Source organism: Hydrogenophaga sp. T2 (genome assembly GCF_049843535.1).
Lineage (GTDB): Bacteria > Pseudomonadota > Gammaproteobacteria > Burkholderiales > Burkholderiaceae_C > Hydrogenophaga > Hydrogenophaga crocea.
Genome location: NZ_JBBHZJ010000002.1, coordinates 76,610 through 102,697, shown reverse-complemented (window position 1 = coordinate 102,697; position 26,088 = coordinate 76,610). Strand labels below are relative to the sequence as shown.

Here is a 26,088-nt window from a genome sequence, read left to right as displayed (position 1 = left end):
GCAAGGCCCTCAGCCGTCGGGGTGCACCAGCAGCGGTGCGATGGTGTCGCGCAGCACCTCGGGCGTGAGCATGCCCACGTGCTTGTGCACGATCACGCCGCGCGCGTCGACCACGTAGGTCTCGGGCACGCCGTACACGCCCAGGTCGATGCCGAAGCCGCCCTGGGGGTCGAGCAGGCTCATGCGGTAGGGGTTGCCGTGGCGCTGCAGCCAGCGGCGCGCGGCCTGGGGTTCGTCCTTGTGGTTCAGGCCGATCACGGGCACGCCGGTGTCGCGCGCGAAGGCCACCAGCAGCGGGTGCTCGGACTGGCAGGCCACGCACCACGAGGCCCAGACGTTGATCAGGTGCGGCTGGCGTGGCAGGTCGCCCGGGCCGAGCGTGCGCGCGGGGTCTTCGAGCGTGGCGAGCGCGAACGCGGGCACGGGCCGGCCGATCAGCGGCGACGGCACCTCGCGCGGCTTCAGGCCCAGGCCCGCACCGAGCAGCGCCAGCAGCAGCACGAAGCCGGCCAGCGGCCACCAGGCGCGCTTCATGGCGCCACCCCCGGCGCGGGCAGCGCGGGCAGGTCGGCGGCCACGGCGCGTGCGCGCCGGTCGCGCCGCGCCGCCGCGGCCACCCCGCCGCCCAGCGCCATCAGCGCGGCGCCGAGCCAGATCAGGTTCACCCAGGGCTTGTGGTGCACGCGCAGCGCCCAGCTGCCGTCGCCCAGCGGCTCGCCCAGCGTCACGTACAGGTCGCGCGAGAGCCGGCGGTGGATGGCGACCTCGGTCATGGGCATGCGCAGGCTGTCGTACACGCGGCGCTGCGGCCGCAGCGTGGCCACGGGCTCGCCCGCGCGCGTCACGGCCACCGTGGCCTGCACGGCGCGGTAGTTGGGGCCGCGCAGCGCCGCCACCTCGCTCAGCGTGTAGCGGTGCCCGCCCAGGTCGAGCGACTGGCCGGGCAACAGGCGCACGTCGCGTTCCTGCTGGCCGTGCGTGACCAGCGTCGCCCCGGCCACGAACACCGCCACGCCCAGGTGGGCCAGCACCATGGCGTGCTGGCCGCCCGGCAGCGCGCGCAGGCGCGCCCAGGCGCCGTGCTGCGGCGCCTGGCGCCAGCGCTGCAGGGCCTGCCAGGCCGTGGCCAGCGCGATCCACAGCGCCAGCGTGAGGCCCACCAGCAGGCCGGGTTCGACGCGCGCCAGCGCCAGCGGCAGCAGCGCCGCCGCGGCCAGCGCGAGCAGCACCACGCCGCGCAGCGCCTGCGCCAGGCGCGGCAGGCGGTCGCGCTGCCAGCGCACCAGCGGGCCCACGCCCATGAGCAGCAGCGCCGGCATCATGAGCGGCAGGAACACGGCATTGAAGTAGGGCGGCCCCACCGAGAGCTTGCCCAGGCCCAGCGCGTCGATCACCAGCGGGTAGAGCGTGCCCAGCAGCACCGCGGCCGTGGCCACCACCAGCAGCAGGTTGTTCACCAGCAGCAGCGCCTCGCGCGAGAGCGGCGCCACCGGCCCGCCGCGCGCGGCGGCCGGAAAGCGCGCCGCGAACAGCGCCAGCGAGCCGCCCGTGACCGTGGCCAGCAGCGCGAGGATGAACAGGCCGCGCGTGGCGTCGGTGGCGAAGGCGTGCACCGAGCTCAGCACGCCCGAGCGCACGATGAAGGTGCCCAGCAGCGAGAGCGAAAAGCCGCCGATGGCCAACAGCACGGTCCAGGCGCGAAAGGCGCCGCGCTTCTCGCTCACCGCCAGCGAGTGCAGCAGCGCCGTGGCCAGCAGCCAGGGCATGAACGAGGCGTTTTCCACCGGGTCCCAGAACCACCAGCCACCCCAGCCGAGCTCGTAGTAGGCCCAGAAGCTGCCGAGCGCGATGCCCAGCGTGAGAAAAGCCCAGGCGCACAGCGTCCAGGGCCGCGAGGCGCGCGCCCAGGCGGCGTCGAGCCGGCCCGCCATGAGCGCCGCGAGCGCGAACGCGAACGGCACCACCAGGCCCACGTAGCCCATGTAGAGCAGCGGCGGGTGGATCACCATGCCCGGGTCCTGCAGCAGCGGGTTCAGGTCGCGCCCCTGCAGCGGCGCGTCGGCCAGGCGCGCGAAGGGGTTGGAGGTGAACAGCACGAACAGCAGGAAGCCCGCGCCCACCAGGCCCATCACGCCGAGCACGCGCGCGCGGGTCGCTTCGTCGAGCGCGTGCGTGCGCCAGGCCACGGCCGCGCCCCAGCCCGCGAGGATCAGCGCCCACAGCAGGATCGAGCCCTCGTGGTTGCCCCAGACCGCGGTGATGCGGTAGACGAGGGGCAGGCTGGTGTGCGCGTGCTCGGCCACCAGCTTCACGCTGAAATCGGTGTCGATGAAGGCCTGCGTGAGGCAGGCGTAGGCCAGCGCGAGCGCGGCCAGTTGCAGCCAGGCCGCGGGCACGGCCAATGCCATCCAGGCCGCGTGGCGTTCGCGCGCCGCGCCCAGCAGCGGTGCCACGCCCTGCAGCAGCGCCAGGGCCAGGGCCAGCGCAAGCGCGTAGTGGCCGAGCTCGGCGGTCATCGCGCCTGCGCCTCCTTGAGCGCGGCGGCCGCTTCGGGCGGCATGTAGTTCTCGTCGTGCTTGGCCAGCACCTGGTCGGCCACGAACAGGCCGTCGGCGCCGAGGCGGCCCTGGGCCACCACCCCCTTGCCCTCCTGGAACAGATCGGGCAGCAGGCCGTGGTAGCGCACCGGCACGCGGTGCGCGCCATCGGTCACCTCGAAGCGCAACAGCAGGCTGGCGCCGCCCTCGCGCTGCACGCTGCCCTGCTGCACCAGGCCGCCGATGCGGAACGCGCGGTCCTGCGGTGCGGCGCGCTGCGCCACCTGCGTGGGGCTGTAGAAAAACACCAGGTTGCTGCCGAAGGCGCGCAGCACCAGCGCGCTCGCGCTGCCCAGCGCGCCCAGGCCGAGCAGCAGCACGATCAGGCGTTGGCTGCGCCGCGTCATGGCGCGTCCCCCGCGTCGGGCCCGGGGCCCAGCGCCTGGCGGCGGCGTTGCAGGCCCCACAGTTCGAGCGCGAACGCCAGCGCGCAGGCCAGCAGCGCGCCCCACACGTAGGGGCCGCGCCCGTCGAGCAGCCAGAGCTGGTGCAGCGTGTTCATGAATGCCTCCGGTCGGCCTGGGCCCAGGCCGCGTGGCCTTCGCGTTCGAGCAGCAGCACGCGCAGGCGCAGCAGCGCCACCGCGATCGCATAGCACCAGAACGCGGCCACCATCAGCAGCATGCCCAGCAGCATGGGTGTGGCGATGCTGGGCGGCTTGTCCAGGCTCACGCTCGCGCCCTGGTGCAGCGTGTTCCACCAGCGCACCGAGAAATAGATGATGGGGATGTTCACCACCCCCACCAGCGTGAGCAGGGCGCTCGCGCGGTCGGCGCGGCGCGGGTCGTCGATGGCCGCGTGCAGCGACATCACCCCCAGGTAGAGGAACAGCAGCACCAGCTCCGAGGTGAGCCGCGCGTCCCACACCCACCAGGTGCCCCAGGTGGGTTTGCCCCAGAGCGAACCGGTCACGAGCGCGAGCAGGGTCATGACCGCGCCGGTGGGCGCGAGCGCGTGCGCCATGGTGGCCGACAGCCGCGCGTTGAGCACCAGGCCCAGGCCCGACCACGCGGCCATCGCGAGGTAGATCAGCATGGACATCCAGGCCGCGGGCACGTGCACGTAGATGATGCGGTAGGCCTCGCCCTGCTGCGCGTCGGTGGGCGCGACCACGAAGCCCATGTACAGGCCCGCGCCCGCGAGCAGCACGGCGCTCAGCGCGAAGAAGGCCCACCAGCGGCCCGCGAAGCGGTAGGCCGCGGGCGGCGAGGCGTAGCGCCACCAGAGCGGGGTGGCGGGCGTGCCCGAGGGCAGGGTGGTGGCCATGGGGTCTCCCTTCATTCGTTGGCGATGCGCAGCGCCTGCGCTGCGGCCCAGGGGCAGCCGGCGAGCCCGAGCAGCAGCAGCGCGCCCAGCACCGAGAGGTGGGCCGTGGGGTCCAGGCCGGCCTGCGCCGCCTCGGCCGCGCCGGCCCCGAACACCAGCACCGGCACGCACAGCGGCAGCACCAGCAGCGTGACCAGCGTGCCCGCGCCGCGCAGGCCCACGGTGAGCGCCGCGCCCACCGCGCCGATCAGGCTCAGCAGCGGCGTGCCGATCAGCAGCGACAGGCACAGCACGCCGGTGACCGGCAGCGACAGCCCGAACTGCAGCGCCAGCAGCGGCGCCACCCCCGTGAGCAGCAGGCCCGAGGTGGTCCAGTGCGCGAGCGCCTTCACCAGCACCAGCAGCGGCAGCGACTGGGGCGCGAGCAGCAGCAGGTCGAGCGTGCCGTCGCGGTGGTCGCTTGCGAACAGCTGCTGCAGCGAGAGCATGGCCGCGAGCAGCGCCGCCACCCAGGCCAGGCCCGGGCCCAGGCGTTCGAGCAGCGCGGGCGCGGGGCCCAGGGCCAGCGGCAGCAGGCTGGCCACGAGCGCGAAGAACACCGGCACGCCGAGCACGTCGCTGCGGCGGCGCAGCGCGATCCGCCATTCGCGCCGCCACAGCGCCAGCGCCATGGGCCGCAGCGCGGCCAGGCTGTCGGCGGGGGCGGGCGGCACGGGCGCGGGCACGGGCGCACACGTGGGCGCAGACGTGGGCCGGGCCATGGACCAGGTATTGGGTTTCACAGCCGCACCTCGATGGCTGGCGCGCCGTCGTGCGGCAGGCCCTGGTGGTCGCTGAGCACCACCACGCCGCCCGCGCGCCGCTGCGCCGCGATGCGCTCGCGCAGCCAGCCGTTGGCCTCGGCGTCGAGCGCGTTGAAGGGTTCGTCGAGCAGCCACAGCGCGCGCGGCGGCGGCAGGGCCAGGCGCGCGAGCGCGCAGCGCTGGCGCTGACCTTCGGAAAGTGCGCGCACCGGCCGGTCTGCGAGCGCGCGCACGCCGGTGGCGTCGAGCGCCTGCCGCAGGGCTTCGTTGGTCACGGTCTGGCCGCTCAGGGCCTGGGCCCAGCGCAGGTTCTCCAGCGGGCTCAGTTCGTCGGCGAGCGCGGCGCGGTGCGCGAGGTAGATCTGCTCCTGGCCGATCTGCTCGCGGGCCTGCGGCAGCGGCCGGCCGCGCCAGCGCACCGTGCCTTCGCTGGGCGTCTGCAGGCCGCAGAGCAGGCGCAGCAGCGATGTCTTGCCGCTGCCGTTGGCGCCGTGCACACGCAGCAGGTCGCCCGCGTGCAGCACCAGCGAAAGCCCGCCGAACAGGCGCCGGCCGCCGCGTTCGCAAGCGAGTCGCTCCAGTTCCAGCAAGGCGGGCATGCACGGTCTCCTGGCGGCACGCCGGGCCGACAGGGGTGTCGACTTGGGCGTCAATCAAACTGGACGATAAGTTGAAAACTTGTTTGTCAGTTTGTGTTGACACTTATATCATGGGCCGCATGCCGATGGAACCCACCGCCCCCGCCGCTCATGCCCCGCCTGGCGACACCCGACCCCATGCGATCGTGATCGGCAGCGGCTTCGGCGGCCTGGCCGCCGCGGTGCGGCTGGGCGCGCGCGGCTACCGCGTGACCGTGCTCGAACGGCTCGACGAACCCGGCGGGCGCGCGCTGGTGCACCGCCAGCAGGGCTTCACCTTCGACGCCGGGCCCACGGTGATCACCGCGCCCTTCCTGTTCGAGGAGCTGTGGGCGCTGTGCGGCAAGCGCATGGCCGACGACGTGCAGCTGCGCCCGGTCGATCCCTTCTACCGCATCCGCTTCGACGACGGCACGGTGTTCAACTACCGAGGCGACGCCGAGGCCATGCGCGCGGAGGTGGCGCGGCTCGCGCCCGCCGACGTGGCCGGCTACGAGCGCTTCCTGCGCGTGAGCGAATCGATCTTCCGCGTCGGCTTCGAGCAGCTCGCGCACGTGCCCTTCGACCGCATCGGCGACATGGCGCGTGTGCTGCCTGCGCTGCTGCGGCTGCAGGGCCACCGCACGGTGCACGGCCTGGCCAGCCGCTACGTGCGCGATGAGCGGCTGCGCACGGTGCTCACCTTCCAGTCGCTGCTGGTGGGCGGCAACCCCTTCGCCACCACCTCGGTGTATTGCCTCATTGCCTTCCTGGAACGGCGCTGGGGCGTGCACTACGCGCTCGGCGGCACGGGCCAGCTCGTGAAGGGCCTGGTGCGGCTGATCGAAGGGCAGGGCAACCGCGTGCGCTGCCGGGCGCCGGTGGCGCGCATCTGCGTGGAGCGCGGGCGCGCCACCGGCGTGCGCCTGGCCGACGGCGAGACCCTGCACGCCGACGTGGTGGTGTCCAACGCCGATTCGGCCACCACCTACCGCGAACTCGTGGCGCCCGAGCACCGGCGCCGCTGGACCGACCGCCGCATCGAGCGCTCGCGCTACTCCATGAGCCTGTTCGTGTGGTACTTCGGCACGCGGCGGCGCTACCCCGAGGTGGCGCACCACACCATCGCGCTCGGCCCGCGCTACCGCGGCCTGCTCGACGACATCTTCACCCACCACCACCTGGCCGACGACTTCAGCATCTACCTCCACCGCCCCACGGCCACCGACCCCTCGATGGCCCCGGAGGACTGCGAGGCCTTCTACGCCCTCGCGCCGGTGCCGCACCTGGCCAGCGGCACCGACTGGACGCAGGCCGCCGAGCCGTTCCGCCAGCGTGTGCAGGCGCGGCTGGAGGCCACGCTGCTGCCCGACCTGAGCCGCAACGTGGTGACCTCGCGCGTGATGACGCCGCTCGATTTCCAGGACCGCCTGGGCTCGTTCCGCGGTGCGGCCTTCGGGCTCGAACCCGTGCTCACGCAAAGCGCCTGGTTCCGCCCGCACAACCGCAGCGAAGAGGTGAATGGCCTGTACCTGGTGGGCGCGGGCACGCACCCGGGCGCGGGCCTGCCGGGCGTGCTGTCGTCGGCGCGCGTGCTCGACACCGTGGTGCCGCCCGCATGAACCGCGTGCGCGGGGCCGGCGCGCCGGCGCAAGAAGACTGGGACAGCGCGACGCTCGCGGCCTGCCGCGCCGCGCTGCGCACGGGCTCGCGCTCGTTCCACCTGGCCTCGCTGGTGCTGCCCGCACGCGTGCGCGCGCCGGCCAGCGCGCTCTACGCGTTCTGCCGCGCGGCCGACGACGCGGTGGACCAGGGCGATGACCCCGCGCGCGCCGTGGCCGCGCTGCGCGCCCGCCTGGGCCGCGTCTACGACGCGCCGCAGCGCGGCACCGAGGGCATGGCCCTGCCCGAGCGCGCGCTCGCCGCGGTGGTGCACCGCCACGGCATTCCGCGCGCGCTGCCCGAGGCGCTGATCGAGGGTTTCGAATGGGACGCCCAGGGCCGCCGCTACGACAGCCTGGAGGCGCTGTGCGACTACGCCGCGCGCGTGGCCGGCACCGTGGGTGCGATGATGGCCCTGCTCATGGGCGTGCGCAGCCGCGCCGCGCTGGCGCGCGCTTGCGAGCTCGGCGTGGCCATGCAGCTGTCGAACATCGCGCGCGACGTGGCCGAGGACGCGGCCCTGGGCCGGCTCTACCTGCCGCAGGACTGGCTGCGCGAGGCGGGCATTGCGCCCGACGCGTGGCTGCGCGCGCCGCACGCGGGGCCGGCGCTGCACGCGGTGGTGGCGCGCCTGCTCGCCGTGGCCGACGGCCTGTACGCGCGCGCGGCGGCCGGTGTGTCGCAGCTGCCGCTCGATTGCCGGCCGGGCATCAACGCCGCGCGCCTGCTCTACGCGGCCATTGGCCACGAGGTGCTGCGCCGCGAGCCGCGCGCCGCGCTGCAGCGCGCCGTGGTGCCGCGCTGGCGCCAGGGCTGGCTGCTCGGCGAGGCCTGCTGGCGGCTGCTGCCCTCGGCGGCCGCGCTCGATGCCGCGCCGCTGCCGGCCGTGCGCGGTCTGGTGGACGCGGTGGCGCTGCCCGCGCGCGAGCCGCCCGCGGGCGCCGAGCGCCTGCTGCTGCTGTTCGAGCGGCTCGAACGCGGCGAGCGCCGCGAGGGCTTGCGGACCCTGCCGGCGCGCGCGGCACGGCGGGTGTCGCCATGAGCTCGGGCCTGCTGATCGCGCTCGAAATGGCCGGCGTGCTGCTGGTGGCCGTGGGCTGGGGCGTGTACGAGCTCTGGAAGCTGCGCCAGTGGCGCGAACGCGATCGGCAGGCGCGCGCGGACGCCGAGGACCGCCCCGGCGACGAGCCGCCGCGATGAGACCGGGCCGGCCTCAGGCGCGGCGCGGCATGCGAAAGGGCAGCATGGCCTGCACCAGCGGGCGCTGCCAGCGGTCCAGGTCCACGGTTTCGTGGATGGCGTCGGCGGGCCAGCCCAGCAGGCGCGTGCGCAGCACTGAGCGGGCGTAGAAGGGCCCGTCCTCGAGCGGCTGGTGCAGGCGCAGCGGCGCGCCGGCGTCGGCGCGCGCGCGGCGACGCAGGCCCCAGGCGCTGCGCGGCAGGCCGCTCATGGGGGGCGGCTCGGCCACGCGATGCACGGCACCCGTGCCCCCGAAACGCAAGGCCCACTGCGCGTGGCTGCCGTCGCGCCGCGTGGCGTCGTAGAACACCGCGCAGCCCTCGCGGCCGATCGCCGCGCGCGACCAGTCCCAGCGCTGCAGGTCCTGCGCGATGGGCCGATCGCCGCGGTTGCTGTCCAGGTAGGCGCGGCCCTGCCAGCGCAGCGCGGGCGCATCCAGCGCCACCTGCACGCGCGCCACGGGTGCGATGGGCGTCCAGCGGTGCCGGCCCGCCGCGTCGAGCGGGTAGTCGGTGGCGTGCAAGGCCTGCGGCCGCACGCGGATCTCGCCCTCGATGCGCCGGCCCCAGGGCGCGGTGCGCTCGCGCACGCGCAGGCACAGCCACTCCCCGTCCCAGGCGATCTCGCTCGGGCCGATGACCAGCGCATCGCGGCCCTGGCGCACCGCGCCCGCGCCGCGCTCGGTCATGGTCCAGCCGCGCGGCGCGCCCGCGTCGGGGCCGGCATAGAGCGCGAGGTTGACCGCGCAGTGGTCCAGCGCCCGGCCGCGCCCGCGCTGCTGCGCCCAGGCGTAGTAGGGCGAGAACACGCTGCCGATGAAGACGATGGCGGTGAGGCCGTGGCGGCCGTCTTCACTGAGCGCGTCGAGGTACCACCAGGCGTAGCCGCCGTCGGGCACGGGCGCGTCGAAGGCGAGGGGATCGCTGCCCATCACGCTGGCGCCATCGGCAGGCCCAGGGCCTCGCAGGCGCGTTGCGCCGCCAGCCGACCCGAGAGCGCGGCCATGGGCAGGCCCGGGCCCGGGTGCACGCTGCCGCCGGCCAGGCTCAGGCCAGGCACGGCGCTGCGCGCGGCCGCGCGCGCGAAGCTCGACCGCCAGCCGTGCGGGGCGCGGCCGTAGAGCGCGCCGCCGCTGCCGGGGTAGCGCGCCGCGAACTCGGCCGGCCCGCGGCGCAGCAGGCCCTCGCGCGGCCCGCCCAGCGCGATCGCCAGCCCCGCGTCGGCCAGGCGCTGCTGCACCTGGCGTTCGCAGGCGCGCAAGGCGGCCGCATCGGGCTGGCCCTGCCCGCCGTGGCCGAGCGCGGGCGCGTTCACCAGACACAGCAGGCGGTCGTGCGGCGCGGCCGTGCCGGTGGCGGCCTCGCGGTCCTGCGCGCAGAGGTAGATCGTGGGGTCGGCCGGCAGGCGCCGCTCGCCGAACAGCTGCTGAAACTCGCGCGGGCCGTCGTGCGCGAAGTACACGTTGTGGCGCAGCAGATCGGCCGCCTGGCGCGGCACCACCGCGGTCCAGGTGAGGGCCGAGAGCGAACGCGCGTGCGCCGCCACCGGGGCCGCCGCGCCCCGCGCGCCATCGCCGAGCAGGCCGGCCGGCAGCGCCGACACGTCGCCGTTGAACACCACGTGGTCGGCGGCCACCACCTCGCCGCCCGCGAGCACCACACCGGCCACACGCGCGCCGCGCCAGTGCAGCGCGCGCACCGCGCAGCCGCAGCGCAGCGGCACCGCGCGCGCACGCAGCCAGCCCACCAGCACCTGCGCGAGCCGGTACAGCCCGCCGGGCAGCGACCACACGCCCTGCTGCTCCACGTGCGCCACCACCATCAGCGTGGCGGGCGCGAGCTGGGGCGAGCCGCCGCAGTAAGTGGCGTAGCGGCCGAACAGCTGGCGCAGGCGCGGGTCGTGGAAATGGCGGCCGAGTTCGTGCCAGAGGCTGTGAAAGGGCGCGATGCGCGCCAGCCCGTGCGGCCCCTGGCGCGCCACACGCCAGGCCAGCGACCAGGGCGTGGGCCGCTGCGCCGCCATGAAGCTGTGCAGCAGTGTGTCGTGCACGCCGCGGATGCGCTCGCAGAAGGCGCGGTAGCGGTGCGCCTCGGCCGCGCCCGCGAAATCGCCGATGGCGTCGAGCGCGGCCGCCGGGTCGGCGGGCAGGTCGAAGCGGCTGCCGTCGGGCCAGTGGTGGCGCGCGAGCACCGGCAGCCGCGTGAGGCCGGTGGCGTCTTCGAGCGACTGGCCCGCGAGCGCGGCGAGTTCGTCGAACACCCAGCGCATGGTGAGCACCGTGGGCCCGGCGTCGAGCAGGTGTTCGCCCAGGCGCACCGGTTGCAGCTTGCCGCCCGGCGCGTCGGCGGCTTCGAGCACGCAGACCTCGGCGCCGCTGGCGGCCAGGTGCAGCGCCGCCGCGAGGCCGCCCACGCCCGCACCCACCACCGCGACGCGGGGCGGGCGGGTCGAGCGGGGCGACTGGATCGATTGACCGATAGGCCCTGAATGTCTACATTGCATGACACATTATGTGTCACGTAAGCGTGACAACCAACCCAGGAGCACCCCATGAAAGCCATCACCCGCATCGAGCAGTCCCTGGCGGCCGCCATTGCCCTGGGCGAGGACGGCAGCTGTCCGCCGCGGCTCGCGGGCGCGATCCACCACGCGGTGTTCCCGGGCGGCGCGCGCATCCGGCCGCAGATCTGCCTCGCGGTGGCGCAGGCCTGCGGCGAGGACGACCCGCTGCTGGCCGACGCGACCGCCATCGCGCTCGAACTGCTGCACTGCGCCTCGCTCGCGCACGACGACCTGCCGTGCTTCGACAACGCCGACATGCGCCGCGGCCGCGCCTCGGTGCAGTGGGCCTACGGCCCGGCGCTGGCCGTGCTCGCGGGCGATGCGCTGATCGTGCGCGCCTTCCAGACCCTGGCCATGGGCGCCTGCCATTCGCCGCTGCGCCTGCCCGGGCTGATGGCCACCGTGGGCGCGGGCGTGGGCACGCCGGGCGGCATCGTGGCCGGCCAGGCCTGGGAGTCCGAATCGCGCGTGGTGCTGGCCGATTACCAGCGCGCCAAGACCGGGGCCTTGTTCGTGGCCGCCACCATGGGCGGTGCCCAGGCCGCGGGCGCCGACCCCGAACCCTGGCGCGCGCTGGGCGACGGCCTGGGCCTGGCCTACCAGGTGGCCGACGACATCCGCGACGCCGCGGCCGACCCGGCGCTGATCGGCAAGCCCGTGGGCCGCGACGTGGCCCTGGGCCGGCCGAGCGCGGTCACCCAGCTCGGGCTCGAAGGCGCGCTCGCGCACTTTCGCGGCCTGATCGCGCAGGCGGCCGAGGCCATCCCCCCCTGCGAGGGCGGCGAGGGCCTGCGCCGGCTCGTGCTCGGCGAGTCCGAGCGGCTGATCCCCGCATCCATGGCCGAGGCCCTGCGCCAGCGCGCCGCGCTCAGCGCCATCGTGTCGGCCTGAGCGCCGCGCCCATGTTCCGCTGGCGCGACGCCTGGCGGCGTTGGCGCAACCAGCGCCTGAGCGACCCCGCGTTCCGCGAGCGCGCCATGGCCTCGTGGTGGGGCCGGCGCGCGGCGCGGCGCAGCGCGGCGCGCCTGTTCGACGTGGTGGCCGGCTTCGTCTACTCGCAGGTGCTGAGCGCCTGTGTGGAGCTCGACCTGTTCGAGCGGCTGCGCGCGGGCCCGGTGTCGGCCGGGCGCCTCGCGGTCGAGACCGGGCTCGACCCCGCCGCCTTGCAGCGCCTGCTCGGCGCGGGCGTGGCCATCGGCCTGTTCGAGCACACCGGCGATGGCCGGCTGGCCCTGGGCCCGCTGGGCGCGCCGCTGGTGGGCAATGCCGCGGTGCTCGCGCTGGTGCGCCACCACGGCGCCTTCTACGCCGACCTGGCCGAGCCGCTGGCGCTGTTGCGGCGCGCGCCCGGCGGCGGGCGCGTGGCCGCGCAATGGCCTTACGCGGGCCACGCGCAGCCGCAGGCGCTCGACGGCGCAAGCGTGTCCGCCTACACCGAGCTCATGGCGGCCTCGCAGCCGCTGGTGGCGCAGCTGCTGCTCGACAGCCACCCTTTCGAGCGGGCGCAACGGCTGCTCGACGTGGGCGGCGGCTCGGGCCGTTTCCTGATGGCCGCGGCGCAACGCGCGCCCGCTCTCGAGCTGCACCTGTTCGACCTGCCCGCCGTGGTGGCGCGCGCCGCGCCCGGGCTGGCCGCGGCCGGCCTGGCCGAGCGCGTGCGCCTGCACGGTGGCGACTTTCTGCGCGATCCGCTGCCCCCAGGCATGGACACCGCGACCCTGGTGCGCGTGCTGCACGACCACGACGACCCCGAGGCGCTCGCGCTGCTGCGCCGCGTGCACGCGGCGCTGGCGCCGGGCGGCGTGCTGCTGGTGGCCGAGCCCATGGCCGGCACCGCGGGCGCGGCCGGCATGGCCGACGCCTACCTCGATCTCTACCTCTGGGCCATGGGGCAGGGCGCCACGCGCAGCGCCGCGCGCATCGGCGAGCTGCTGGCGGCCGCGGGCTTCGAGGCGGTGCGCGAATGCCCGACCGCGCTGCCGCTGCAGGCGCGCGTTCTGCGGGCGCACAAGCCGATCCTTCGGACCGACCGTTCAGAGGTCGGTGTAAAGAGAAGTTGACATTTACAAATGTCAGCTTACGATGACGTCGTGATCTCCGAACTCGACACCCTTGCCGTCGTCCTGCACCAGCCCCGAACGCTGCGGCTGGACCCGCTGCGGGTGTGCGCCCCGGGCGCGGCCGACGTGGCGGTGCAGGTGGCCTGGAGCGGCATCAGCACCGGCACCGAACGCCTGCTGTGGGATGGCCGCATGCCCGCCTTCCCCGGCATGGGCTACCCGCTGGTGCCGGGCTACGAATCGGTGGGCGAGGTGGTGCACGCCGGCCCCGAGGCCGGCCTGCGCGTGGGCGACTCGGTGTTCGTGCCGGGCAGCAACTGCTTCGGCAGCGTGCGCGGCCTGTTCGGCGGCGCGTCGCGGCGCGTGGTGCTGCCGGCGGCGCGCGCGCTGCGCATCGACCCCGCCCTGCGCGAGCGCGGCGTGCTGTTCGCGCTCGCGGCCACCGCGCTGCACGCGCTGCGCGCCTGCGCCGAGCCGGTGGACCTGATCGTGGGCCACGGCACGCTGGGCCGCCTGCTGGCGCGGCTGGCGCTGCTCGAGGGCGCACAGCCCGTGGTGTGGGAAACCGATCCGAAGCGGCGCGGCGGCGCGCCGGGCTACGCGGTGGTCGACCCCGCCACCGACGAACGCCGCGGCCTGCGCTCGGTGATCGACGCCAGTGGCGACGCCGGTCTGCTCGACGCGCTGATCGCGCGCCTCGCGCCCGGCGGCGGCCTGGTGCTCGCGGGCTTCTACGAACAGCCGTTGTCGTTCCAGTTCGCGCCGGCCTTCATGCGCGAGCTGCGCCTGCGCGTGGCCGCGCAGTGGCAGCCCGACGACCTGGCCGCGGTGCGCGCGCTGGTCGACAGCGGCCGGCTCGATCTCGACGGCTTGATCACCCACCAGCGCGCAGCGGGCGAGGCGCCCCAGGCCTACGCCACCGCGTTCGGTGACCCGGACTGTCTCAAGATGGTTCTCGATTGGAGGGCTTGCCCATGAATTCCGTCAGCACCCTGGCCGCACCGCGTGAGGCGCCGCTGCAGTTCCACCCGCGCGAGGCCCTGCGCGCCGAGGCCGCGATCGAGCCCGACCCCGTGGCCACCGGCGCGGTGACCAAGGAGACGCAGATCATCGCGATCTACGGCAAGGGCGGCATCGGCAAGAGCTTCACGCTCGCCAACCTCAGCTACATGATGGCGCAGCAGGGCAAGAAGGTGCTGCTGATCGGCTGCGACCCCAAGAGCGACACCACCAGCCTGCTGTTCGGCGGCAAGGCCTGCCCGACCATCATCGAGACCAGTTCGAAGAAGAAGCTCGCGGGCGAGGCGGTGGCCATCGGCGACGTGTGCTTCAAGCGCGACGGCGTGTTCGCGATGGAGCTCGGCGGCCCCGAGGTGGGCCGCGGCTGCGGCGGTCGCGGGATCATCCACGGCTTCGAGACGCTGGAGAAGCTGGGCTTTCACGACTGGGGCTTCGACTACGTGCTGCTCGACTTCCTGGGCGACGTGGTGTGCGGCGGCTTCGGCCTGCCGATCGCGCGCGACATGTGCCAGAAGGTGATCGTGGTCGGCAGCAACGACCTGCAAAGCCTTTACGTGGCCAACAACGTGTGCAGCGCGGTCGAGTACTTCCGCAAGCTCGGCGGCAACGTGGGCGTGGCCGGCATGGTCATCAACAAGGACGACGGGACCGGCCAGGCCCAGGCCTTCGCGCAGAACGCCGGCATTCCGGTGCTGGCCTCGATTCCCGCGCACGACGACATCCGCCGCAAGAGCGCGGCCTACGACATCATCGGCAAGCCCGGCGGCACCTGGGGCCCGCTGTTCGAGGAGCTCGCGCGCAACGTGGCCGAGGCGCCGCCGCGGCGCCCGAAGCCGCAGACGCAGGACGAGTTGCTTGGCCTCTTCAGCGCCGACAGCGTGGGCCGCGACGTGGTGCTCGAACCCGCCACCAGCGTCGACATGTGCGGCCGCCAGGACCTGGTGCGCCCCAGCCTCGAAGTGGTCTACGACGAAAGCTGAGCGCCCCATGAGCAACGCCCAGCCCGGCGGCCCCGCCCGCACCATCCCGATCCGGTCCGTGCCGGCCGATGCGCCCGCGCCGCTCGCGGGCGACGGCGCGGGCTGCCACAACGGCCGCGAGCAGATGCAGGCCGCGGCCCACGCCGCCGGCAAGGGCGAGACGCTCGCGCGCTACGCGGCCGACTACCCCAAGGCGCCCGACGCCGGCCCGCACGACCAGCCGCAGAGCATGTGCCCGGCCTTCGGTTCGCTGCGCGTGGGCCTGCGCATGCGCCGCACCGCCACCGTGCTCAGCGGCTCGGCATGCTGCGTCTACGGCCTTACCTTCACCTCGCACTTCTACGGCGCGCGCCGCAGCGTGGGCTATGTGCCGTTCAACAGCGAGACGCTGGTGACCGGCAAGCTGTTCGAGGACATCCGCGAGGCGGTGCACGGCCTGGCCGACCCGGCCAAGCTCGACGCCATCGTGGTCATCAACCTCTGCGTGCCCACCGCCAGCGGTGTGCCGCTGCAGTTGCTGCCCAAGGAGATCAACGGCGTGCGCGTGATCGGCATCGACGTGCCGGGCTTTGGCGTGCCCACCCACGCCGAGGCCAAGGACGTGCTGGCCGGCGCCATGCTGCGCTACGCGCGCAGCGAGGCCGAGGCCGGCCCGGTGGCGGCGCCGCGCGGCGGCCGCGGCGCGCTGCCCACGGTGGCGCTGCTGGGCGAGATGTTTCCGGCCGACCCCATGGTGGTGGGGCGCATGCTCGAACCCATGGGCCTGGCCGTGGGGCCGGTGGTGCCCACGCGCGAATGGCGCGAGCTCTACGCCGCGCTCGACGCCACCGTGGTGGCCGCGATCCACCCCTTTTACACCGCGAGCGTGCGCGAGTTCGAGGCCGCGGGCCGGCCCGTGGTGGGCTCGGCCCCGGTGGGCCTGGACGGCACGCAGGACTGGCTGCGCGCGGTGGGCGAGGCCGCCAACGTGGCGCCCGAGCGCATCGCCGCGGCGCGCAATGCCATGCTGGGCGCCATGCGTGGTGTGCTCGCGGCCAACCCGGTGCGCGCGCGCATCACGCTCAGCGGCTACGAAGGCTCTGAACTCATCGTGGGCCGGCTGCTGGCCGACAGCGGCGCCGACCTGCGCTACGTGGGCACGGCCTGCCCGCGCACGCCCTGGAACGCGGCCGATGCCGAGTGGCTGCAGGCGCGCGGCGTGCACGTGCAGTTCCGCGCCTCGCTCGAACAGGACCTGGCCGCGCTGCGCGAATGGCAGCCCGACCTGGCCATCGGCACCACGCCCGTGGTGCAGGCGGCCAAGCAGGCCTGCGTGCCCGCGCTGTACTTCACCAACCTGATCTCGGCCCGGCCGCTGCTGGGCCCCGCAGGCGCGGGCGCGCTGGCCGAGGTGATCAACGCCGCGGTGGCCAGCCGCGCGCGCTTCGACCGCATGAAGGCCTTCTTCGGCGAGGCCGGCAGCGGCCACGCGGCCGGTGTGTGGGAAGCCGCGCAGGGCGTGCCGCGCGAACGGCCCGAGTTCAAGGCCGAGCAGCGCCGGCTGATGGCCAAGGCCGAACGCCGCCGCAAGGCCGAGGAGATGATCTGATGCTGGTGCTCGACCACGACCGTGCCGGCGGCTACTGGGGCGCCGTGTACGTGTTCACCGCGATCAAGGGCCTGCAGGTCGTCATCGACGGGCCCGTGGGCTGCGAGAACCTGCCCGTGACCAGCGTGCTGCACTACACCGACGCGCTGCCGCCGCACGAGCTGCCCATCGTGGTCACCGGCCTGGCCGAGGAACAGCTCGGGCGCGAAGGCACGGAGGGTGCGATGCGCCGCGCGCACGCCGCGCTCGACCCCGAGCTGCCCGCGGTGGTGGTCACGGGTTCGATCGCCGAGATGATCGGTGGCGGCGTGACGCCGCAGGGCACCAACCTGCTGCGCTTTCTGCCGCGCACCATCGATGAAGACCAATGGCAGTGCGCCAACCGCGCCATGTTCTGGCTCTGGAGCGAGTACGGCCTGCGCCACGTGCCCGAGCGGCCTTCGCCCGCCGAGCGCGCGCCCGGCGTGAAGCCGCGCGTGAACCTCATCGGCCCCTGCTACGGCGCCTTCAACATGCCCAGCGACCTGGCCGAGATCCGCCGCCTGGTCGAAGGCATCGGCGCCGAGATCAACATGGTGTTCCCGCTCGGCAGCCACCTGGCCGACGTGCAGAACCTGGCCGATGCCGACGTGAACATCTGCCTGTACCGCGAGTTCGGCCGCATGCTGTGCGAAGCGCTGGGCCGGCCCTACCTGCAGGCGCCCATCGGCCTGCACAGCACCACGCAGTTCCTGCGCAAGCTGGGCGAATTGCTGGGCCTGGACCCCGAGCCCTTCATCGAGCGCGAGAAGCACAGCACGGTCAAGCCGGTGTGGGACCTGTGGCGCTCGGTGACGCAGGACTTCTTCGCCACCGCGGGCTTCGCGGTGGTGGCCGGCGAGACCTACGCGCGCGGCCTGCGCCACTACCTCGAGGGCGAGCTCGGCCTGCCGTGCCGCTTCCAGGTGTCGCGCCAGCCCGGCAGCAAGACCGACAACGCCGAGGTGCGCAGGCTGCTCGCCGAGCGCTCGCCGCTGATCGTGTTCGGCAGCTACAACGAGCGCATCTACCTGGCCGAGAACAGCGGCGCCATGATGCGCGCGAGCTTCGTGCCGGCCTCGTTCCCGCTGCCCATCGTGCGCCGTGCCACGGGCACGCCCTTCATGGGCTATGCGGGCGCCACCTACGTGCTGCAGGAGGTGTGCAACGCGCTGTTCGACGCGCTGTTCCACATCCTGCCGCTGGGCTCCACGCTCGACGCCGGCGAGCCCACGCCCGCGCGCGCCGCGGCCGAAGCGCGGCCCTGGGACGACGAGGCGCGCGCGCTGCTCGAACGCCTGGTGCGCCAGGAACCCATGCTGGTGCAGATCTCGGCCGCCAAACGCCTGCGCGACCGCTGCGAGGCCGACGCCCAGAAGGCCAGCGAACCCAGCATCACCGCCGAGCGCGTGCAGCGCTCGCGTGCGGCCTTGCTCACAGGGGCCGGTGCATGAACGCGCACCGCCCCTCCGTCTGTGCAACCGGCGCCGCCGGTTGCCCCCTCAGTCGCGCCATCCGGGGCGGCGACCCTCTTCCGCGGGGGCGGTTCGCGGTCAAGGCCGAAAGGCATTCAAGGAGAACGTTATATGTCTGATAGCAGAGGTGGTTCGCTGTCCGGACTCACGGACAGTGAGGCCAGAGAGTTCCATGGCATCTTCGTCACCAGCTTCATCGTCTTCACGCTGGTTGCCATCGTCGCGCACTTCCTGGCGTGGCAGTGGCGGCCCTGGCTGCCGAGCGTGAACGGCTATGCGATGCTGTTCGAAGACATCAAGAACGTGGCCGCCGCCTACACGGCCGTGGCCATCAGCGCCTGAGGAGACACGTCATGTGGCGACTCTGGACCCTGTTCGACCCGCGCAGAACCCTCGTGGCCCTGTTCACGTTCCTGTTCGCGCTGGCCCTGGTGATTCACTTCATCCTGCTCAGCACCGACCGCTTCAACTGGCTCGAAGGGCCGGCCAAGAAGACCACGGTGTCGCAGAACGCCCCGATGCCGGGGGCGGCCACCGCTTCGAAGTAAGCGCCACCGCGGGTGGGCGGTGTCCGGTGCCTTGTGCCCGGCCCGCCCGCCCGGTTTCCCCGCCGGCACGGGCGGCTGCCCGGTTCGCGAATGGAGAGCGACCATGTCCATGCTCAGCTTTGAAAGAAAGTACCGCGTGCGCGGTGGCACCTTGCTCGGGGGTGACCTGTTCGACTTCTGGGTCGGTCCGTTCTACGTCGGCTTCTTCGGTGTCACCACGATCTTCTTCAGCGTCGTCGGCACGCTGCTGATCGTGTGGGGCGCCTCGCAGGGTCCCACCTGGAACCTGTGGCAGATCAACATCGCCCCGCCCGACCTCAAGTACGGCCTGGGCATGGCCCCGCTCATGGAGGGCGGGCTGTGGCAGCTCATCACCGTGTGTGCGCTCGGCGCCTTCGGCTCATGGGCGCTGCGCGAGGTCGAGATCTGCCGAAAACTCGGCATGGGGCTGCACGTGCCCGTGGCGTTTTCGTTCGCCATCCTCGCGTACTTCACGCTGGTGGTGGTGCGCCCGGTGCTGCTCGGCGCCTGGGGCCACGGCTTTCCCTACGGGATCATGAGCCACCTCGACTGGGTCTCGAACACGGGCTATCAGTACCTGCACTTCCACTACAACCCGGCGCACATGCTGGCGGTGAGCTTCTTCTTCGCCACCACCTTCGCGCTGTCGCTGCACGGGGCGCTGATCCTCTCGGCCACCAACCCCGCGCCCGGTGAACCGGTGAAGACGCCGGAGCACGAGAACACCTTCTTCCGCGACACCATCGGCTACTCGATCGGCACGCTCGGCGTTCACCGCCTGGGCCTGTTCCTCGCGCTGTCGGCGGGCTTCTGGAGCGCGGTGTGCATCGTCATCAGCGGACCGTTCTGGAGCCGTGGCTGGCCCGAGTGGTGGACCTGGTGGCTGAACCTGCCGGTGTGGCGCTGAACAACGACAACCCGAGGAGACGAGCATGGCCACCGAGTACCTCAACCTCTTCACGCGCGTGCAGGTCGATGCGCCCTCGTACCCGGGCATTCCGGTGGACCGGGGGCAGGCCGAGCGCGAAGGTCCGCCGATCCACGTGCACCTGCTGGGCCGCCTCGGCGATGCGCAGCTCGGCCCGATCTACCTGGGCTGGTTCGGCCTGGCCTCGCTGATCTGCGGCTTCATCGCGCTGGAGATCATCGGCCTGAACATGTGGGCCTCGGTCAACTGGGACCCGATCGAGTTCGTGCGCCGCCTGCCCTGGCTGGCGCTGGAGCCGCCATCGCCGGCCTACGGCCTGTCGATACCACCGCTCAACGAGGGCGGGTGGTGGCTGATGGCGGGCTTCTTCCTCACGCTGTCGGTGCTGCTGTGGTGGGTGCGCATGTACCGCCGCGCGCGCGCGCTCGGCATGGGCACGCACGTGGCCTGGGCCTTCGCCGCGGCGATCTGGCTCTACCTGGTGCTGGGCTTCATCCGCCCGCTGCTCATGGGCAGCTGGGGCGAGGCCGTGCCCTTCGGCATCTTCCCGCACCTGGACTGGACCGCGGCCTTCTCGATCCGCTACGGCAACCTGTTCTACAACCCCTTCCACATGCTGTCGATCGCCTTCCTGTACGGCGCGACGCTGCTGTTCGCCATGCACGGCGCGACCATCCTCGCGGTGAGCCGCTTCGGCGGCGAGCGCGAGATCGAACAGATCGTGGACCGCGGCACCGCCAGCGAACGCGCGGCCCTGTTCTGGCGCTGGACCATGGGTTTCAACGCCACCATGGAATCCATCCACCGCTGGGCCTGGTGGTTCGCGGTGCTGTGCCCGCTGTGCGGGGGCATCGGCATCCTGCTCACCGGCACCGTGGTGGACAACTGGTTCCTCTGGGCCGTCAAGCACGGCGTGGCGCCGGGCTACCCGGCGGCCTTCCCGGCGGTGGCCGATCCCGCCCTGTTGCAAGGAGTCAAGCCATGAGCCCGTCGCTGCGAACCCTGGGGCGCCGTGCCGGCGTGACCTGCCTGGTGCTGGTGGCCCTGCTGCTGGCGGCCTGCGAACGCCCCCCCATCGACACCGTGCAGCGCGGCGCGCGCGGGACCGGCATGGTGCAGGTCTACAACCCGCGCACGCTGGCCGCGCAGATCCCGGCCAACCAGCCACCGGCCGATGCGCCTGCGGTGCCCGCGGTGCCGGGCGCGCCGCTGGCGGGCGCGGTGTACCAGAACGTGAAGGTGCTGGGCGACCTCGATGTGGGCAACTTCACCCGGCTCATGGTGGCCATGACCGGCTGGGTCGCACCCGAGGGCGGCTGCAACTACTGCCATTCGAACGACGGCAACTTCGCCTCCGACGCGAAGTACACCAAGGTGGTGGCGCGGCGCATGCTGCAGATGACGCAGGACATCAACGCCAACTGGAAGTCGCACGTGGCCGAGACCGGCGTGACCTGCTACACCTGCCACCGCGGCCAGCCGGTGCCGGCGCAGGTGTGGTTCACGCCCCCGGCCGACAAGCAGGCCGCGCGCATGGCCGGCAGCAGCGCCGGGCAGAACCAGCCGGCGCCGCAGGTCGGCCTGGCCTCGCTGCCCGGTGATGCGCTCTCGCCTTACCTGCTGCAGCAGCAGCCGATCCGCGTGGCGGGCACCACCGCCTTGCCCCACGGCAACCGCAGCTCCACCAAGCAGGCCGAGCACACCTACAGCCTGATGATGCACATGTCGGCCTCGCTGGGCGTGAACTGCACCTACTGCCACAACAGCCGCGCCTTCGGCGAGTGGTCCGAGAGCACGCCGCCGCGCCAGACCGCGTGGCACGGCATCCGCATGGCGCAGTCGCTCAACACGAAGTACCTCGAGCCGCTCACCGACACCTTCCCGATCGAGCGGCGCGGCGTGAACGGCGACGTGGCCAAGCTCAACTGCGCGACCTGCCACCAGGGCGCGTACAAGCCGCTCTACGGCGCGCCCATGCTCAAGGCCCACCCCGAGCTGGCCGGGCCGCTGGGCGAGGCCATGGCGCGCGCCGCGGCCGCGGGCTCGCCGGTGACGGCGGCCGCACCCGCCCCGGCCACGCCCGCGCCGCAGAAGCCCTGAGCCGGTCCGGCGCGCTCAGCCCGCGGCCTGGGCCGCGAGCGCGCCCGCGGCGAGGCTGGCCACCGCGATCAGCGTGAGCCGGCGGCGCAAGGGCAGGTACCAGCCGGGCAGGGCGGTGGCGCGCGCCAGGGCATGGTCTTGCTGCAGGTGCAGGAGAAAGCCGCCCGCGAGCACGATCGCGCCCGCGGCGGCCGGCAGCGCGGGCCAGGCGATCGCGGCCCAGCCGATCAGCGAGGGCACCACGCTCCAGACGAAAGCGCGCTGGCGCCAGCGCCCGTCGAGCCCGGGCTGGGCCATGGCCAGGCCCCAGTGCAGCGCCCCCACGAAGCTCAGGATCACCGCGCCGTAGGCCAGCAGCGCGTGCAGCGCGGGCGCGCGCCACACGGGCAGCAGCCAGGCGGCCAGGGCCAGCGCCACGAAGGGCAGCAGGCCGCCGTGGCCGAGCCAGGACACGGCAACGGGGAGCTTGTCGGACGGGGTGTTCATGGGGCGGTGTGCAGGCGCGCACGGTGCGGCGCGGCGGCATGGTAAGCAAGGCGCACCGCGCCTGCCGGCGCTCGGCTATTGGGCGCGGGCCCGCTTCAGCGGAACACGCCGATGGCTTCGGCCAGGCGCTCGGCGCGCTGGCTCAGCGAGGCCGAGGCACTGCGCGACTGCTCCACCAGCGCGGCGTTCTGCTGCGTCATCTGGTCGAGCTGGCTCACCGCGCTGCTCACCTGGCCGATGCCGCTGGTCTGCTCGCCGGCCGCGCGGCTGATGGCCTCGATCATCTGGGCCACCGTGCGCGTCTCGCGCAGGATGGATTCCATGGCCTGGCCCGCGCGCTCGGCGAGCGCGGCGCCGCCGTCGACGCGGTCGGTGCTCTCGGTGATGAGCTGCTTGATTTCCTTGGCCGCCGTGGCGCTGCGCTGCGCGAGGTTGCGCACCTCGCCCGCCACCACGGCGAAGCCGCGGCCCTGTTCACCGGCGCGTGCCGCTTCCACCGCCGCGTTGAGCGCGAGGATGTTGGTCTGGAAGGCGATGCCGTCGATCACGCCGATGATGTCGCTGATGCGGCGCGCGCTGGCGCTGATCTCGCCCATGGTGCCCACCACGTCGCCCACGATGCGGCCGCCTTCGCTGGCCGCCTCGCTGGCGCTGGCCGCCTTGCGCGCCGCTTCGTGCGCGGTCTGGCTGGTGTTGTTGACCGTGCCGGTCATCTGCTCCATGGAGGCCGCGGTTTGCTGCAGGCTGGACGCGGCCTGCTCGGTGCGCCCGCTCAGGTCCTGGTTGCCGCTGGCGATCTCGCGGCTCACCGCCGTCATGCCGCCCACTTGGGCCGACACGTCGTCGAGCAGCGCGCGCAGGTTCAGGCCCGCCTGGTTCACCGTGCGCTGCAGCAGGCCGATCTCGTCGACGCGGTCGAGCGCGGCGCTGCGCGTGGGCTGGCCCGCGGCCACCGCCTGGGCCTGCTGCACCACCGCGCGCAAGGGCCGAACCACCTGCGCCTCGATCCAGCCGGCGAGCGCCGCGAAGCCCAGGGCGATCAGGCCGGCCGAGACCTGACCCGCCATGCCATCGCCGTTCCAGACCGCCTCGGCGACCGCGAACAGCGCGATCAAGGCCATGGGGCCGTAGACCCGGGTGCGCAGCGAGGCCACCTGGCCCCAGGAGCGCCAGGCCATCAGGCCCCGGTGCACGATGAGGCCCTTGCGAAAGGCCAGCCGGCCCTGCGTGCCCGCCACGAAGCGTGCGTACACCGCTTCGGCGGCCTTCACCTCGGCCGGCTCGGGCTTGGTGCGCACCGACATGTAACCCGCGAGCTGGCCGTTGCGCACGATGGGCGTGGCGTTGGCGCGCACCCAGTAATGGTCGCCGTCCTTGCGCCGGTTCTTCACCAGCGCGGTCCAGCTTTGCCCCGCCTTGAGCGTGGCCCACATGTCGGCGAAGGCCTCGCGCGGCATGTCGGGGTGGCGCACCACGTTGTGCGGCTGGCCCATGAGCTCTTCGCGCGTGAAGCCGCTCACGGCCAGGAAGGACTCGTTGGCGTAACGCACGTGGCTGTGCTCGTCCGTGGTGGACAGCAGGGTGGCGTCCGCGGGGAAGGGGAATTCGCGCTGCGTCACCGGCAGGTTCTGTCGCATCGAGGTCTCCTGAAGGGGGGGTGTCCTGGGATGTCGGACAAAGCCGGTTTGTCTTGAACAAATTTTTTCAAAACCCTTTTGAATCAACGGAATTGCTTGTGCGGCTGTGGCACCATGCGCGCCGTTTCCCGGCCGAACCCGCACCGCCATGAACCGTTTTTTCCGGCTGCTCGGGCCCGCGCTGCTGCTGGCGGCCCAGGCCCAGGCGCAGACCCCGACCGCTCCCATGCAGCCCGTGGGCCGCTTCGAGATCGACCGCACCGAAGTGACCGTGGGCCAGTTCCGCGCCTTCGCCGAGGCCACGGGCACCGTGACCGCGGCCGAGCGCGCGGGCGGCGGCAGCACCTACGAAGGCGGCTGGCAGCAGCGCGCGGGCTGGACCTGGCGCGCCCCCTTCGGCACGCCCGCGCAGCCCAACGAGCCCGCGGTGCATGTCACGCACGCCGAAGCGGCCGCCTACTGCCGCTGGGCCGGCAAGCGCCTGCCCACCGACGCCGAGTGGGGCGAGGCCGCCTACACCGAGCGCCGCGCCAGCCCGCCGCCGGGCTTCAGCACCGGGCGCACCTACCCCTATCCCACGGGCGAGCGCCCGCTGGGCGCCAACTGCCTGGGCGACTGCGGGCCGACCGCGAGCGTGGGCAACGCCGTCACCTCGCGCGGTCGCGGGCACGCGCCGGTGGCCACCTCGGCCCTGGGCGTGAACGGCCTGTACGACATGGGCGGCAACGTGTGGGAGTGGGTGGACAGCGGCCGCGGGCCCGAACAGCGCACGCGCGGCGGCTCGTGGTGGTACGGCGCCGAGCCGATGCGCGACAGCCTCGTGCAGACCAAGCCGGCCGACACGGCGGTGGTCTACATCGGCTTTCGCTGCGCGCGTGACCTGCGGCGCTGACGGCGCTGAGGGCGCTGACGGCGCGCGCGCCGCTCAGTCCTGCACCGTCTGCCGCACCGCGCGTTCCCAGCGCGCCATGGCCTCGGCGGCGCGGGCGCGGTCCATGGCGGGCTCGAAGCGGCGCTCGGCGCGCCACTGGGCCGAGAGTTCGTCGGTGCCGGCGTACACGCCGCAGGCCAGGCCCGCGAGGTAGGCCGCGCCCAGGGCCGTGGTTTCGGTGACGGCGGGGCGCACCACGGGAATGCCCAGCAGATCGGCCTGGAACTGCATCAGCAGGTCGTTCACGGCCGCGCCCCCGTCCACGCGCAGTTCGGCCACGGGCGCGCCGCCCGCGGCCTGCACGTCGCGGCTCATGGCCGTGAGCAGGGCGGCGCTCTGGAAGGCGATGCTCTCCAGGGCGGCGCGCGCGATGTGGGCCAGCGTGGTGCCGCGCGTGAGGCCGGTGATGGTGCCCCGGGCGTCGGCGTTCCAGTAGGGCGCGCCCAGGCCGGTGAAGGCCGGCACCAGCATCACGCCGCCGGCGTCGGGCACGCTCTCGGCCAGGGCCTGCACCTGCGCGCTGCCCTCGATGGCTTTGAGACCGTCGCGCAGCCACTGCACCACCGCGCCGCCCACGAACACGCTGCCCTCCATGGCGTACTGCGGCGTGGCCGAGGTCTGCGCCGCGCTGGTCACCACCAGCCCGTTGTGCGAGGGCTGGAAGCGCTCGCCCGTGTGCATGAGCAGGAAGCAGCCCGTGCCGTAGGTGTTCTTGGCCATGCCGGCCGAGAAGCAGGCCTGGCCGAACAGGGCCGATTGCTGGTCGCCCGCCACGCCGCAGATCGGCAGCGCGCGGCCGAAGAGCGCGGGGTCGGTCTCGGCAAAGGCGCTGCTCGAGGGCTGCACGCGCGGCAGCAGCGAGGGCGGGATCTGCAGCAGTTGCAGCAGCTCGGCGTCCCAGGTGTTGTCGTGCACGTTGAACAGCATGGTGCGCGAGGCGTTGCTCACGTCGGTGGCGTGCACGCGGCCGCCCGTGAGCTGCCAGATGAGCCAGCTGTCCACGGTGCCGAAGGCGAGCTCGCCGCGCTCGGCGGCGGCGCGCGCGCCGTCCACGTGGTCGAGCAGCCAGCGCAGTTTGGTGGCCGAGAAGTAGGCGTCGACCACCAGGCCGGTCTTGGCCTGGATCGTCGGGGCGTGGCCTTCATCGCGCAGCCGGGCGCACAGCGGCTCGCTGCGCCGGTCCTGCCAGACCAGGGCGTGGTGCAGCGGGCGCCCCGTGCGGCGGTCCCACAGCAGCGTGGTTTCGCGCTGGTTGGTGATGCCGATGGCCTGCACCTGCGCGGCGTCGACACCGGCCTTGGCCAGTGCCTCGCGCGCGGTGGCGAGCTGCGCGTTCCAGATCTCCATCGGGTCGTGCTCGACCCAGCCGGGGCGCGGAAAGATCTGCGGCAGCTCGCGCTGGGCCATGGCCACGGCGTGGCCGTCGCGGTGGAACAGGATGCTGCGGGAGCTGGAGGTGCCCTGGTCGAGGGCGAGCAGGTAGGTCATGGCGGGATGTGACGGGCCGATGCGCAGCGCACCGCGCGCAATGGTCGCACAGCCCGGGCGCG

At 73.6% G+C, this 26,088-nt stretch carries 27 protein-coding genes; 15 read left to right on the top strand and 12 right to left on the bottom strand.

Going from position 1 to position 26,088, the window contains the following annotated elements:
* Positions 1 to 9: 9 nt before the first annotated feature.
* The 7 genes from WDZ95_RS04070 to ccmA all read right to left on the bottom strand — a co-directional run bounded on the left by WDZ95_RS04070 (position 10) and on the right by ccmA (position 5,265).
* The gene (locus WDZ95_RS04070; RefSeq protein ID WP_425776398.1) at positions 10 to 534 is read right to left on the bottom strand and encodes a DsbE family thiol:disulfide interchange protein; all 525 of its coding nucleotides are present in this window, start codon (positions 532 to 534) and stop codon (positions 10 to 12) included.
* On the bottom strand, positions 531 to 2,516 hold the full coding sequence (locus WDZ95_RS04065; RefSeq protein ID WP_425776396.1) for a heme lyase CcmF/NrfE family subunit: 1,986 nt from the start codon (positions 2,514 to 2,516) through the stop codon (positions 531 to 533). The genes WDZ95_RS04070 and WDZ95_RS04065 overlap by 4 nt, the downstream gene beginning before the upstream one ends.
* Positions 2,513 to 2,944, bottom strand: coding sequence for a cytochrome c maturation protein CcmE (gene ccmE / locus WDZ95_RS04060; protein ID WP_425776395.1), 432 nt, complete (start codon positions 2,942 to 2,944; stop codon positions 2,513 to 2,515). The genes WDZ95_RS04065 and ccmE overlap by 4 nt, the downstream gene beginning before the upstream one ends.
* Positions 2,941 to 3,099 carry a heme exporter protein CcmD gene (locus WDZ95_RS04055; protein ID WP_425776393.1) on the bottom strand — a complete coding sequence of 53 codons (159 nt, stop codon included), beginning with the start codon at positions 3,097 to 3,099 and terminating at the stop codon, positions 2,941 to 2,943. Before WDZ95_RS04055 ends, ccmE begins: the two co-directional genes overlap by 4 nt.
* Entirely contained in the window at positions 3,096 to 3,863 is a 768-nt protein-coding gene (locus tag WDZ95_RS04050) for a heme ABC transporter permease (protein WP_425776391.1), read from the bottom strand. The genes WDZ95_RS04055 and WDZ95_RS04050 overlap by 4 nt, the downstream gene beginning before the upstream one ends.
* 11 nt (positions 3,864 to 3,874) lie before the next feature.
* Positions 3,875 to 4,543, bottom strand: coding sequence for a heme exporter protein CcmB (ccmB, locus tag WDZ95_RS04045; protein WP_425777253.1), 669 nt, complete (start codon positions 4,541 to 4,543; stop codon positions 3,875 to 3,877).
* Between the two features lie 98 nt (positions 4,544 to 4,641).
* Complete coding sequence (gene ccmA / locus WDZ95_RS04040; RefSeq protein WP_425776389.1) at positions 4,642 to 5,265, bottom strand: cytochrome c biogenesis heme-transporting ATPase CcmA; 624 nt, start codon at positions 5,263 to 5,265, stop codon at positions 4,642 to 4,644.
* 125 nt (positions 5,266 to 5,390) lie between these two features.
* Here ccmA and WDZ95_RS04035 point away from each other — a divergent pair, with 125 nt between their 5' ends.
* Genes WDZ95_RS04035 through WDZ95_RS04025 form a run of 3 tightly spaced genes read left to right on the top strand, consistent with a single transcriptional unit; the run spans position 5,391 to position 8,145 of the window.
* Positions 5,391 to 6,905 carry a phytoene desaturase gene (locus WDZ95_RS04035; RefSeq protein WP_425776387.1) on the top strand — a complete coding sequence of 505 codons (1,515 nt, stop codon included), beginning with the start codon at positions 5,391 to 5,393 and terminating at the stop codon, positions 6,903 to 6,905.
* The gene (locus tag WDZ95_RS04030; RefSeq protein ID WP_425776385.1) at positions 6,902 to 7,987 is read left to right on the top strand and encodes a phytoene/squalene synthase family protein; all 1,086 of its coding nucleotides are present in this window, start codon (positions 6,902 to 6,904) and stop codon (positions 7,985 to 7,987) included. The genes WDZ95_RS04035 and WDZ95_RS04030 overlap by 4 nt, the downstream gene beginning before the upstream one ends.
* On the top strand, positions 7,984 to 8,145 hold the full coding sequence (locus tag WDZ95_RS04025; protein WP_166222785.1) for a hypothetical protein: 162 nt from the start codon (positions 7,984 to 7,986) through the stop codon (positions 8,143 to 8,145). The genes WDZ95_RS04030 and WDZ95_RS04025 overlap by 4 nt, the downstream gene beginning before the upstream one ends.
* Positions 8,146 to 8,158: 13 nt before the next feature.
* Here WDZ95_RS04025 and WDZ95_RS04020 read toward each other — a convergent pair whose 3' ends face one another.
* Both WDZ95_RS04020 and crtD read right to left on the bottom strand, forming a co-directional pair.
* Entirely contained in the window at positions 8,159 to 9,115 is a 957-nt protein-coding gene (locus tag WDZ95_RS04020) for a carotenoid 1,2-hydratase (protein ID WP_166222788.1), read from the bottom strand.
* Positions 9,115 to 10,686, bottom strand: coding sequence for a 1-hydroxycarotenoid 3,4-desaturase CrtD (gene crtD, locus WDZ95_RS04015; protein ID WP_425776382.1), 1,572 nt, complete (start codon positions 10,684 to 10,686; stop codon positions 9,115 to 9,117). Before crtD ends, WDZ95_RS04020 begins: the two co-directional genes overlap by 1 nt.
* Positions 10,687 to 10,734: 48 nt before the next feature.
* Between crtD and WDZ95_RS04010 the strand changes: the two genes are divergently transcribed.
* From WDZ95_RS04010 to pufC, 11 genes are all read left to right on the top strand, one after another.
* Positions 10,735 to 11,637, top strand: a complete 903-nt coding sequence (locus tag WDZ95_RS04010; RefSeq protein WP_425776380.1) for a polyprenyl synthetase family protein — start codon at positions 10,735 to 10,737, stop codon at positions 11,635 to 11,637.
* Between the two features lie 11 nt (positions 11,638 to 11,648).
* Positions 11,649 to 12,806 carry a methyltransferase gene (locus WDZ95_RS04005; RefSeq protein WP_425776378.1) on the top strand — a complete coding sequence of 386 codons (1,158 nt, stop codon included), beginning with the start codon at positions 11,649 to 11,651 and terminating at the stop codon, positions 12,804 to 12,806.
* A gap of 9 nt (positions 12,807 to 12,815) precedes the next feature.
* Positions 12,816 to 13,784, top strand: coding sequence for a chlorophyll synthesis pathway protein BchC (gene bchC, locus WDZ95_RS04000; RefSeq protein WP_425776376.1), 969 nt, complete (start codon positions 12,816 to 12,818; stop codon positions 13,782 to 13,784).
* Positions 13,781 to 14,806 carry a chlorophyllide a reductase iron protein subunit X gene (locus WDZ95_RS03995; RefSeq protein ID WP_425776374.1) on the top strand — a complete coding sequence of 342 codons (1,026 nt, stop codon included), beginning with the start codon at positions 13,781 to 13,783 and terminating at the stop codon, positions 14,804 to 14,806. The genes bchC and WDZ95_RS03995 overlap by 4 nt, the downstream gene beginning before the upstream one ends.
* Positions 14,807 to 14,813: 7 nt before the next feature.
* On the top strand, positions 14,814 to 16,394 hold the full coding sequence (gene bchY, locus WDZ95_RS03990) for a chlorophyllide a reductase subunit Y (RefSeq protein ID WP_425776372.1): 1,581 nt from the start codon (positions 14,814 to 14,816) through the stop codon (positions 16,392 to 16,394).
* Positions 16,394 to 17,866 carry a chlorophyllide a reductase subunit Z gene (gene bchZ, locus WDZ95_RS03985; protein ID WP_425776370.1) on the top strand — a complete coding sequence of 491 codons (1,473 nt, stop codon included), beginning with the start codon at positions 16,394 to 16,396 and terminating at the stop codon, positions 17,864 to 17,866. The genes bchY and bchZ overlap by 1 nt, the downstream gene beginning before the upstream one ends.
* 132 nt (positions 17,867 to 17,998) lie before the next feature.
* Positions 17,999 to 18,229 carry a light-harvesting antenna LH1, beta subunit gene (gene pufB / locus WDZ95_RS03980; protein WP_166222809.1) on the top strand — a complete coding sequence of 77 codons (231 nt, stop codon included), beginning with the start codon at positions 17,999 to 18,001 and terminating at the stop codon, positions 18,227 to 18,229.
* 11 nt (positions 18,230 to 18,240) lie between these two features.
* A complete protein-coding gene (gene pufA / locus WDZ95_RS03975) occupies positions 18,241 to 18,435 on the top strand; it encodes a light-harvesting antenna LH1, alpha subunit (protein WP_166222812.1) in 195 nt (64 codons plus the stop codon).
* 103 nt (positions 18,436 to 18,538) lie between these two features.
* Entirely contained in the window at positions 18,539 to 19,363 is an 825-nt protein-coding gene (gene pufL, locus WDZ95_RS03970; protein ID WP_425776368.1) for a photosynthetic reaction center subunit L, read from the top strand.
* Positions 19,364 to 19,388: 25 nt separating this feature from the next.
* Positions 19,389 to 20,369 carry a photosynthetic reaction center subunit M gene (pufM, locus tag WDZ95_RS03965; protein ID WP_425776366.1) on the top strand — a complete coding sequence of 327 codons (981 nt, stop codon included), beginning with the start codon at positions 19,389 to 19,391 and terminating at the stop codon, positions 20,367 to 20,369.
* A complete protein-coding gene (pufC, locus tag WDZ95_RS03960; RefSeq protein ID WP_425776364.1) occupies positions 20,366 to 21,484 on the top strand; it encodes a photosynthetic reaction center cytochrome PufC in 1,119 nt (372 codons plus the stop codon). Before pufM ends, pufC begins: the two co-directional genes overlap by 4 nt.
* 15 nt (positions 21,485 to 21,499) lie before the next feature.
* On the opposite strand, the gene WDZ95_RS03955 is transcribed toward pufC, so the two are convergent.
* Together WDZ95_RS03955 and WDZ95_RS03950 are read right to left on the bottom strand one after the other, a co-directional pair.
* Positions 21,500 to 21,970: a DUF3429 domain-containing protein gene (locus WDZ95_RS03955; protein ID WP_425776362.1), complete on the bottom strand. Its 471-nt coding sequence runs from the start codon at positions 21,968 to 21,970 to the stop codon at positions 21,500 to 21,502.
* A 95-nt stretch (positions 21,971 to 22,065) separates the two neighbouring features.
* Positions 22,066 to 23,607, bottom strand: a complete 1,542-nt coding sequence (locus WDZ95_RS03950) for a methyl-accepting chemotaxis protein (RefSeq protein ID WP_425776360.1) — start codon at positions 23,605 to 23,607, stop codon at positions 22,066 to 22,068.
* A 148-nt stretch (positions 23,608 to 23,755) separates the two neighbouring features.
* Between WDZ95_RS03950 and WDZ95_RS03945 the strand changes: the two genes are divergently transcribed.
* Entirely contained in the window at positions 23,756 to 24,499 is a 744-nt protein-coding gene (locus WDZ95_RS03945) for a formylglycine-generating enzyme family protein (protein ID WP_425776359.1), read from the top strand.
* A 33-nt stretch (positions 24,500 to 24,532) separates the two neighbouring features.
* On the opposite strand, the gene glpK is transcribed toward WDZ95_RS03945, so the two are convergent.
* On the bottom strand, positions 24,533 to 26,026 hold the full coding sequence (glpK, locus tag WDZ95_RS03940; protein WP_425776357.1) for a glycerol kinase GlpK: 1,494 nt from the start codon (positions 26,024 to 26,026) through the stop codon (positions 24,533 to 24,535).
* Positions 26,027 to 26,088: the final 62 nt, after the last annotated feature.

Excerpts from the sequence above, each read along its gene's own strand:
- bchY (WP_425776372.1), top strand. The coding sequence starts at position 14,814 with ATGAGCAACGCCCAGCCCGGCGGCCCCGCCCGCACCATCCCGATCCGG.
- pufL (WP_425776368.1), top strand. The coding sequence starts at position 18,539 with ATGTCCATGCTCAGCTTTGAAAGAAAGTACCGCGTGCGCGGTGGCACC.
- WDZ95_RS04050 (WP_425776391.1), bottom strand. The coding sequence starts at position 3,863 with ATGGCCACCACCCTGCCCTCGGGCACGCCCGCCACCCCGCTCTGGTGG.
- WDZ95_RS04005 (WP_425776378.1), top strand. The coding sequence starts at position 11,649 with ATGTTCCGCTGGCGCGACGCCTGGCGGCGTTGGCGCAACCAGCGCCTG.
- crtD (WP_425776382.1), bottom strand. The coding sequence starts at position 10,686 with ATGCAATGTAGACATTCAGGGCCTATCGGTCAATCGATCCAGTCGCCC.
- ccmA (WP_425776389.1), bottom strand. The coding sequence starts at position 5,265 with ATGCCCGCCTTGCTGGAACTGGAGCGACTCGCTTGCGAACGCGGCGGC.
- pufB (WP_166222809.1), top strand. The coding sequence starts at position 17,999 with ATGTCTGATAGCAGAGGTGGTTCGCTGTCCGGACTCACGGACAGTGAG.
- glpK (WP_425776357.1), bottom strand. The coding sequence starts at position 26,026 with ATGACCTACCTGCTCGCCCTCGACCAGGGCACCTCCAGCTCCCGCAGC.
- ccmE (WP_425776395.1), bottom strand. The coding sequence starts at position 2,944 with ATGACGCGGCGCAGCCAACGCCTGATCGTGCTGCTGCTCGGCCTGGGC.
- WDZ95_RS04070 (WP_425776398.1), bottom strand. The coding sequence starts at position 534 with ATGAAGCGCGCCTGGTGGCCGCTGGCCGGCTTCGTGCTGCTGCTGGCG.
- WDZ95_RS04035 (WP_425776387.1), top strand. The coding sequence starts at position 5,391 with ATGGAACCCACCGCCCCCGCCGCTCATGCCCCGCCTGGCGACACCCGA.
- bchC (WP_425776376.1), top strand. The coding sequence starts at position 12,816 with ATGTCAGCTTACGATGACGTCGTGATCTCCGAACTCGACACCCTTGCC.
- WDZ95_RS03955 (WP_425776362.1), bottom strand. The coding sequence starts at position 21,970 with ATGAACACCCCGTCCGACAAGCTCCCCGTTGCCGTGTCCTGGCTCGGC.
- pufA (WP_166222812.1), top strand. The coding sequence starts at position 18,241 with ATGTGGCGACTCTGGACCCTGTTCGACCCGCGCAGAACCCTCGTGGCC.
- WDZ95_RS04025 (WP_166222785.1), top strand. The coding sequence starts at position 7,984 with ATGAGCTCGGGCCTGCTGATCGCGCTCGAAATGGCCGGCGTGCTGCTG.
- WDZ95_RS04065 (WP_425776396.1), bottom strand. The coding sequence starts at position 2,516 with ATGACCGCCGAGCTCGGCCACTACGCGCTTGCGCTGGCCCTGGCCCTG.
- WDZ95_RS03995 (WP_425776374.1), top strand. The coding sequence starts at position 13,781 with ATGAATTCCGTCAGCACCCTGGCCGCACCGCGTGAGGCGCCGCTGCAG.
- WDZ95_RS04055 (WP_425776393.1), bottom strand. The coding sequence starts at position 3,099 with ATGAACACGCTGCACCAGCTCTGGCTGCTCGACGGGCGCGGCCCCTAC.
- WDZ95_RS04020 (WP_166222788.1), bottom strand. The coding sequence starts at position 9,115 with ATGGGCAGCGATCCCCTCGCCTTCGACGCGCCCGTGCCCGACGGCGGC.
- WDZ95_RS04030 (WP_425776385.1), top strand. The coding sequence starts at position 6,902 with ATGAACCGCGTGCGCGGGGCCGGCGCGCCGGCGCAAGAAGACTGGGAC.
- bchZ (WP_425776370.1), top strand. The coding sequence starts at position 16,394 with ATGCTGGTGCTCGACCACGACCGTGCCGGCGGCTACTGGGGCGCCGTG.
- WDZ95_RS03945 (WP_425776359.1), top strand. The coding sequence starts at position 23,756 with ATGAACCGTTTTTTCCGGCTGCTCGGGCCCGCGCTGCTGCTGGCGGCC.
- WDZ95_RS04010 (WP_425776380.1), top strand. The coding sequence starts at position 10,735 with ATGAAAGCCATCACCCGCATCGAGCAGTCCCTGGCGGCCGCCATTGCC.
- WDZ95_RS03950 (WP_425776360.1), bottom strand. The coding sequence starts at position 23,607 with ATGCGACAGAACCTGCCGGTGACGCAGCGCGAATTCCCCTTCCCCGCG.
- pufM (WP_425776366.1), top strand. The coding sequence starts at position 19,389 with ATGGCCACCGAGTACCTCAACCTCTTCACGCGCGTGCAGGTCGATGCG.
- pufC (WP_425776364.1), top strand. The coding sequence starts at position 20,366 with ATGAGCCCGTCGCTGCGAACCCTGGGGCGCCGTGCCGGCGTGACCTGC.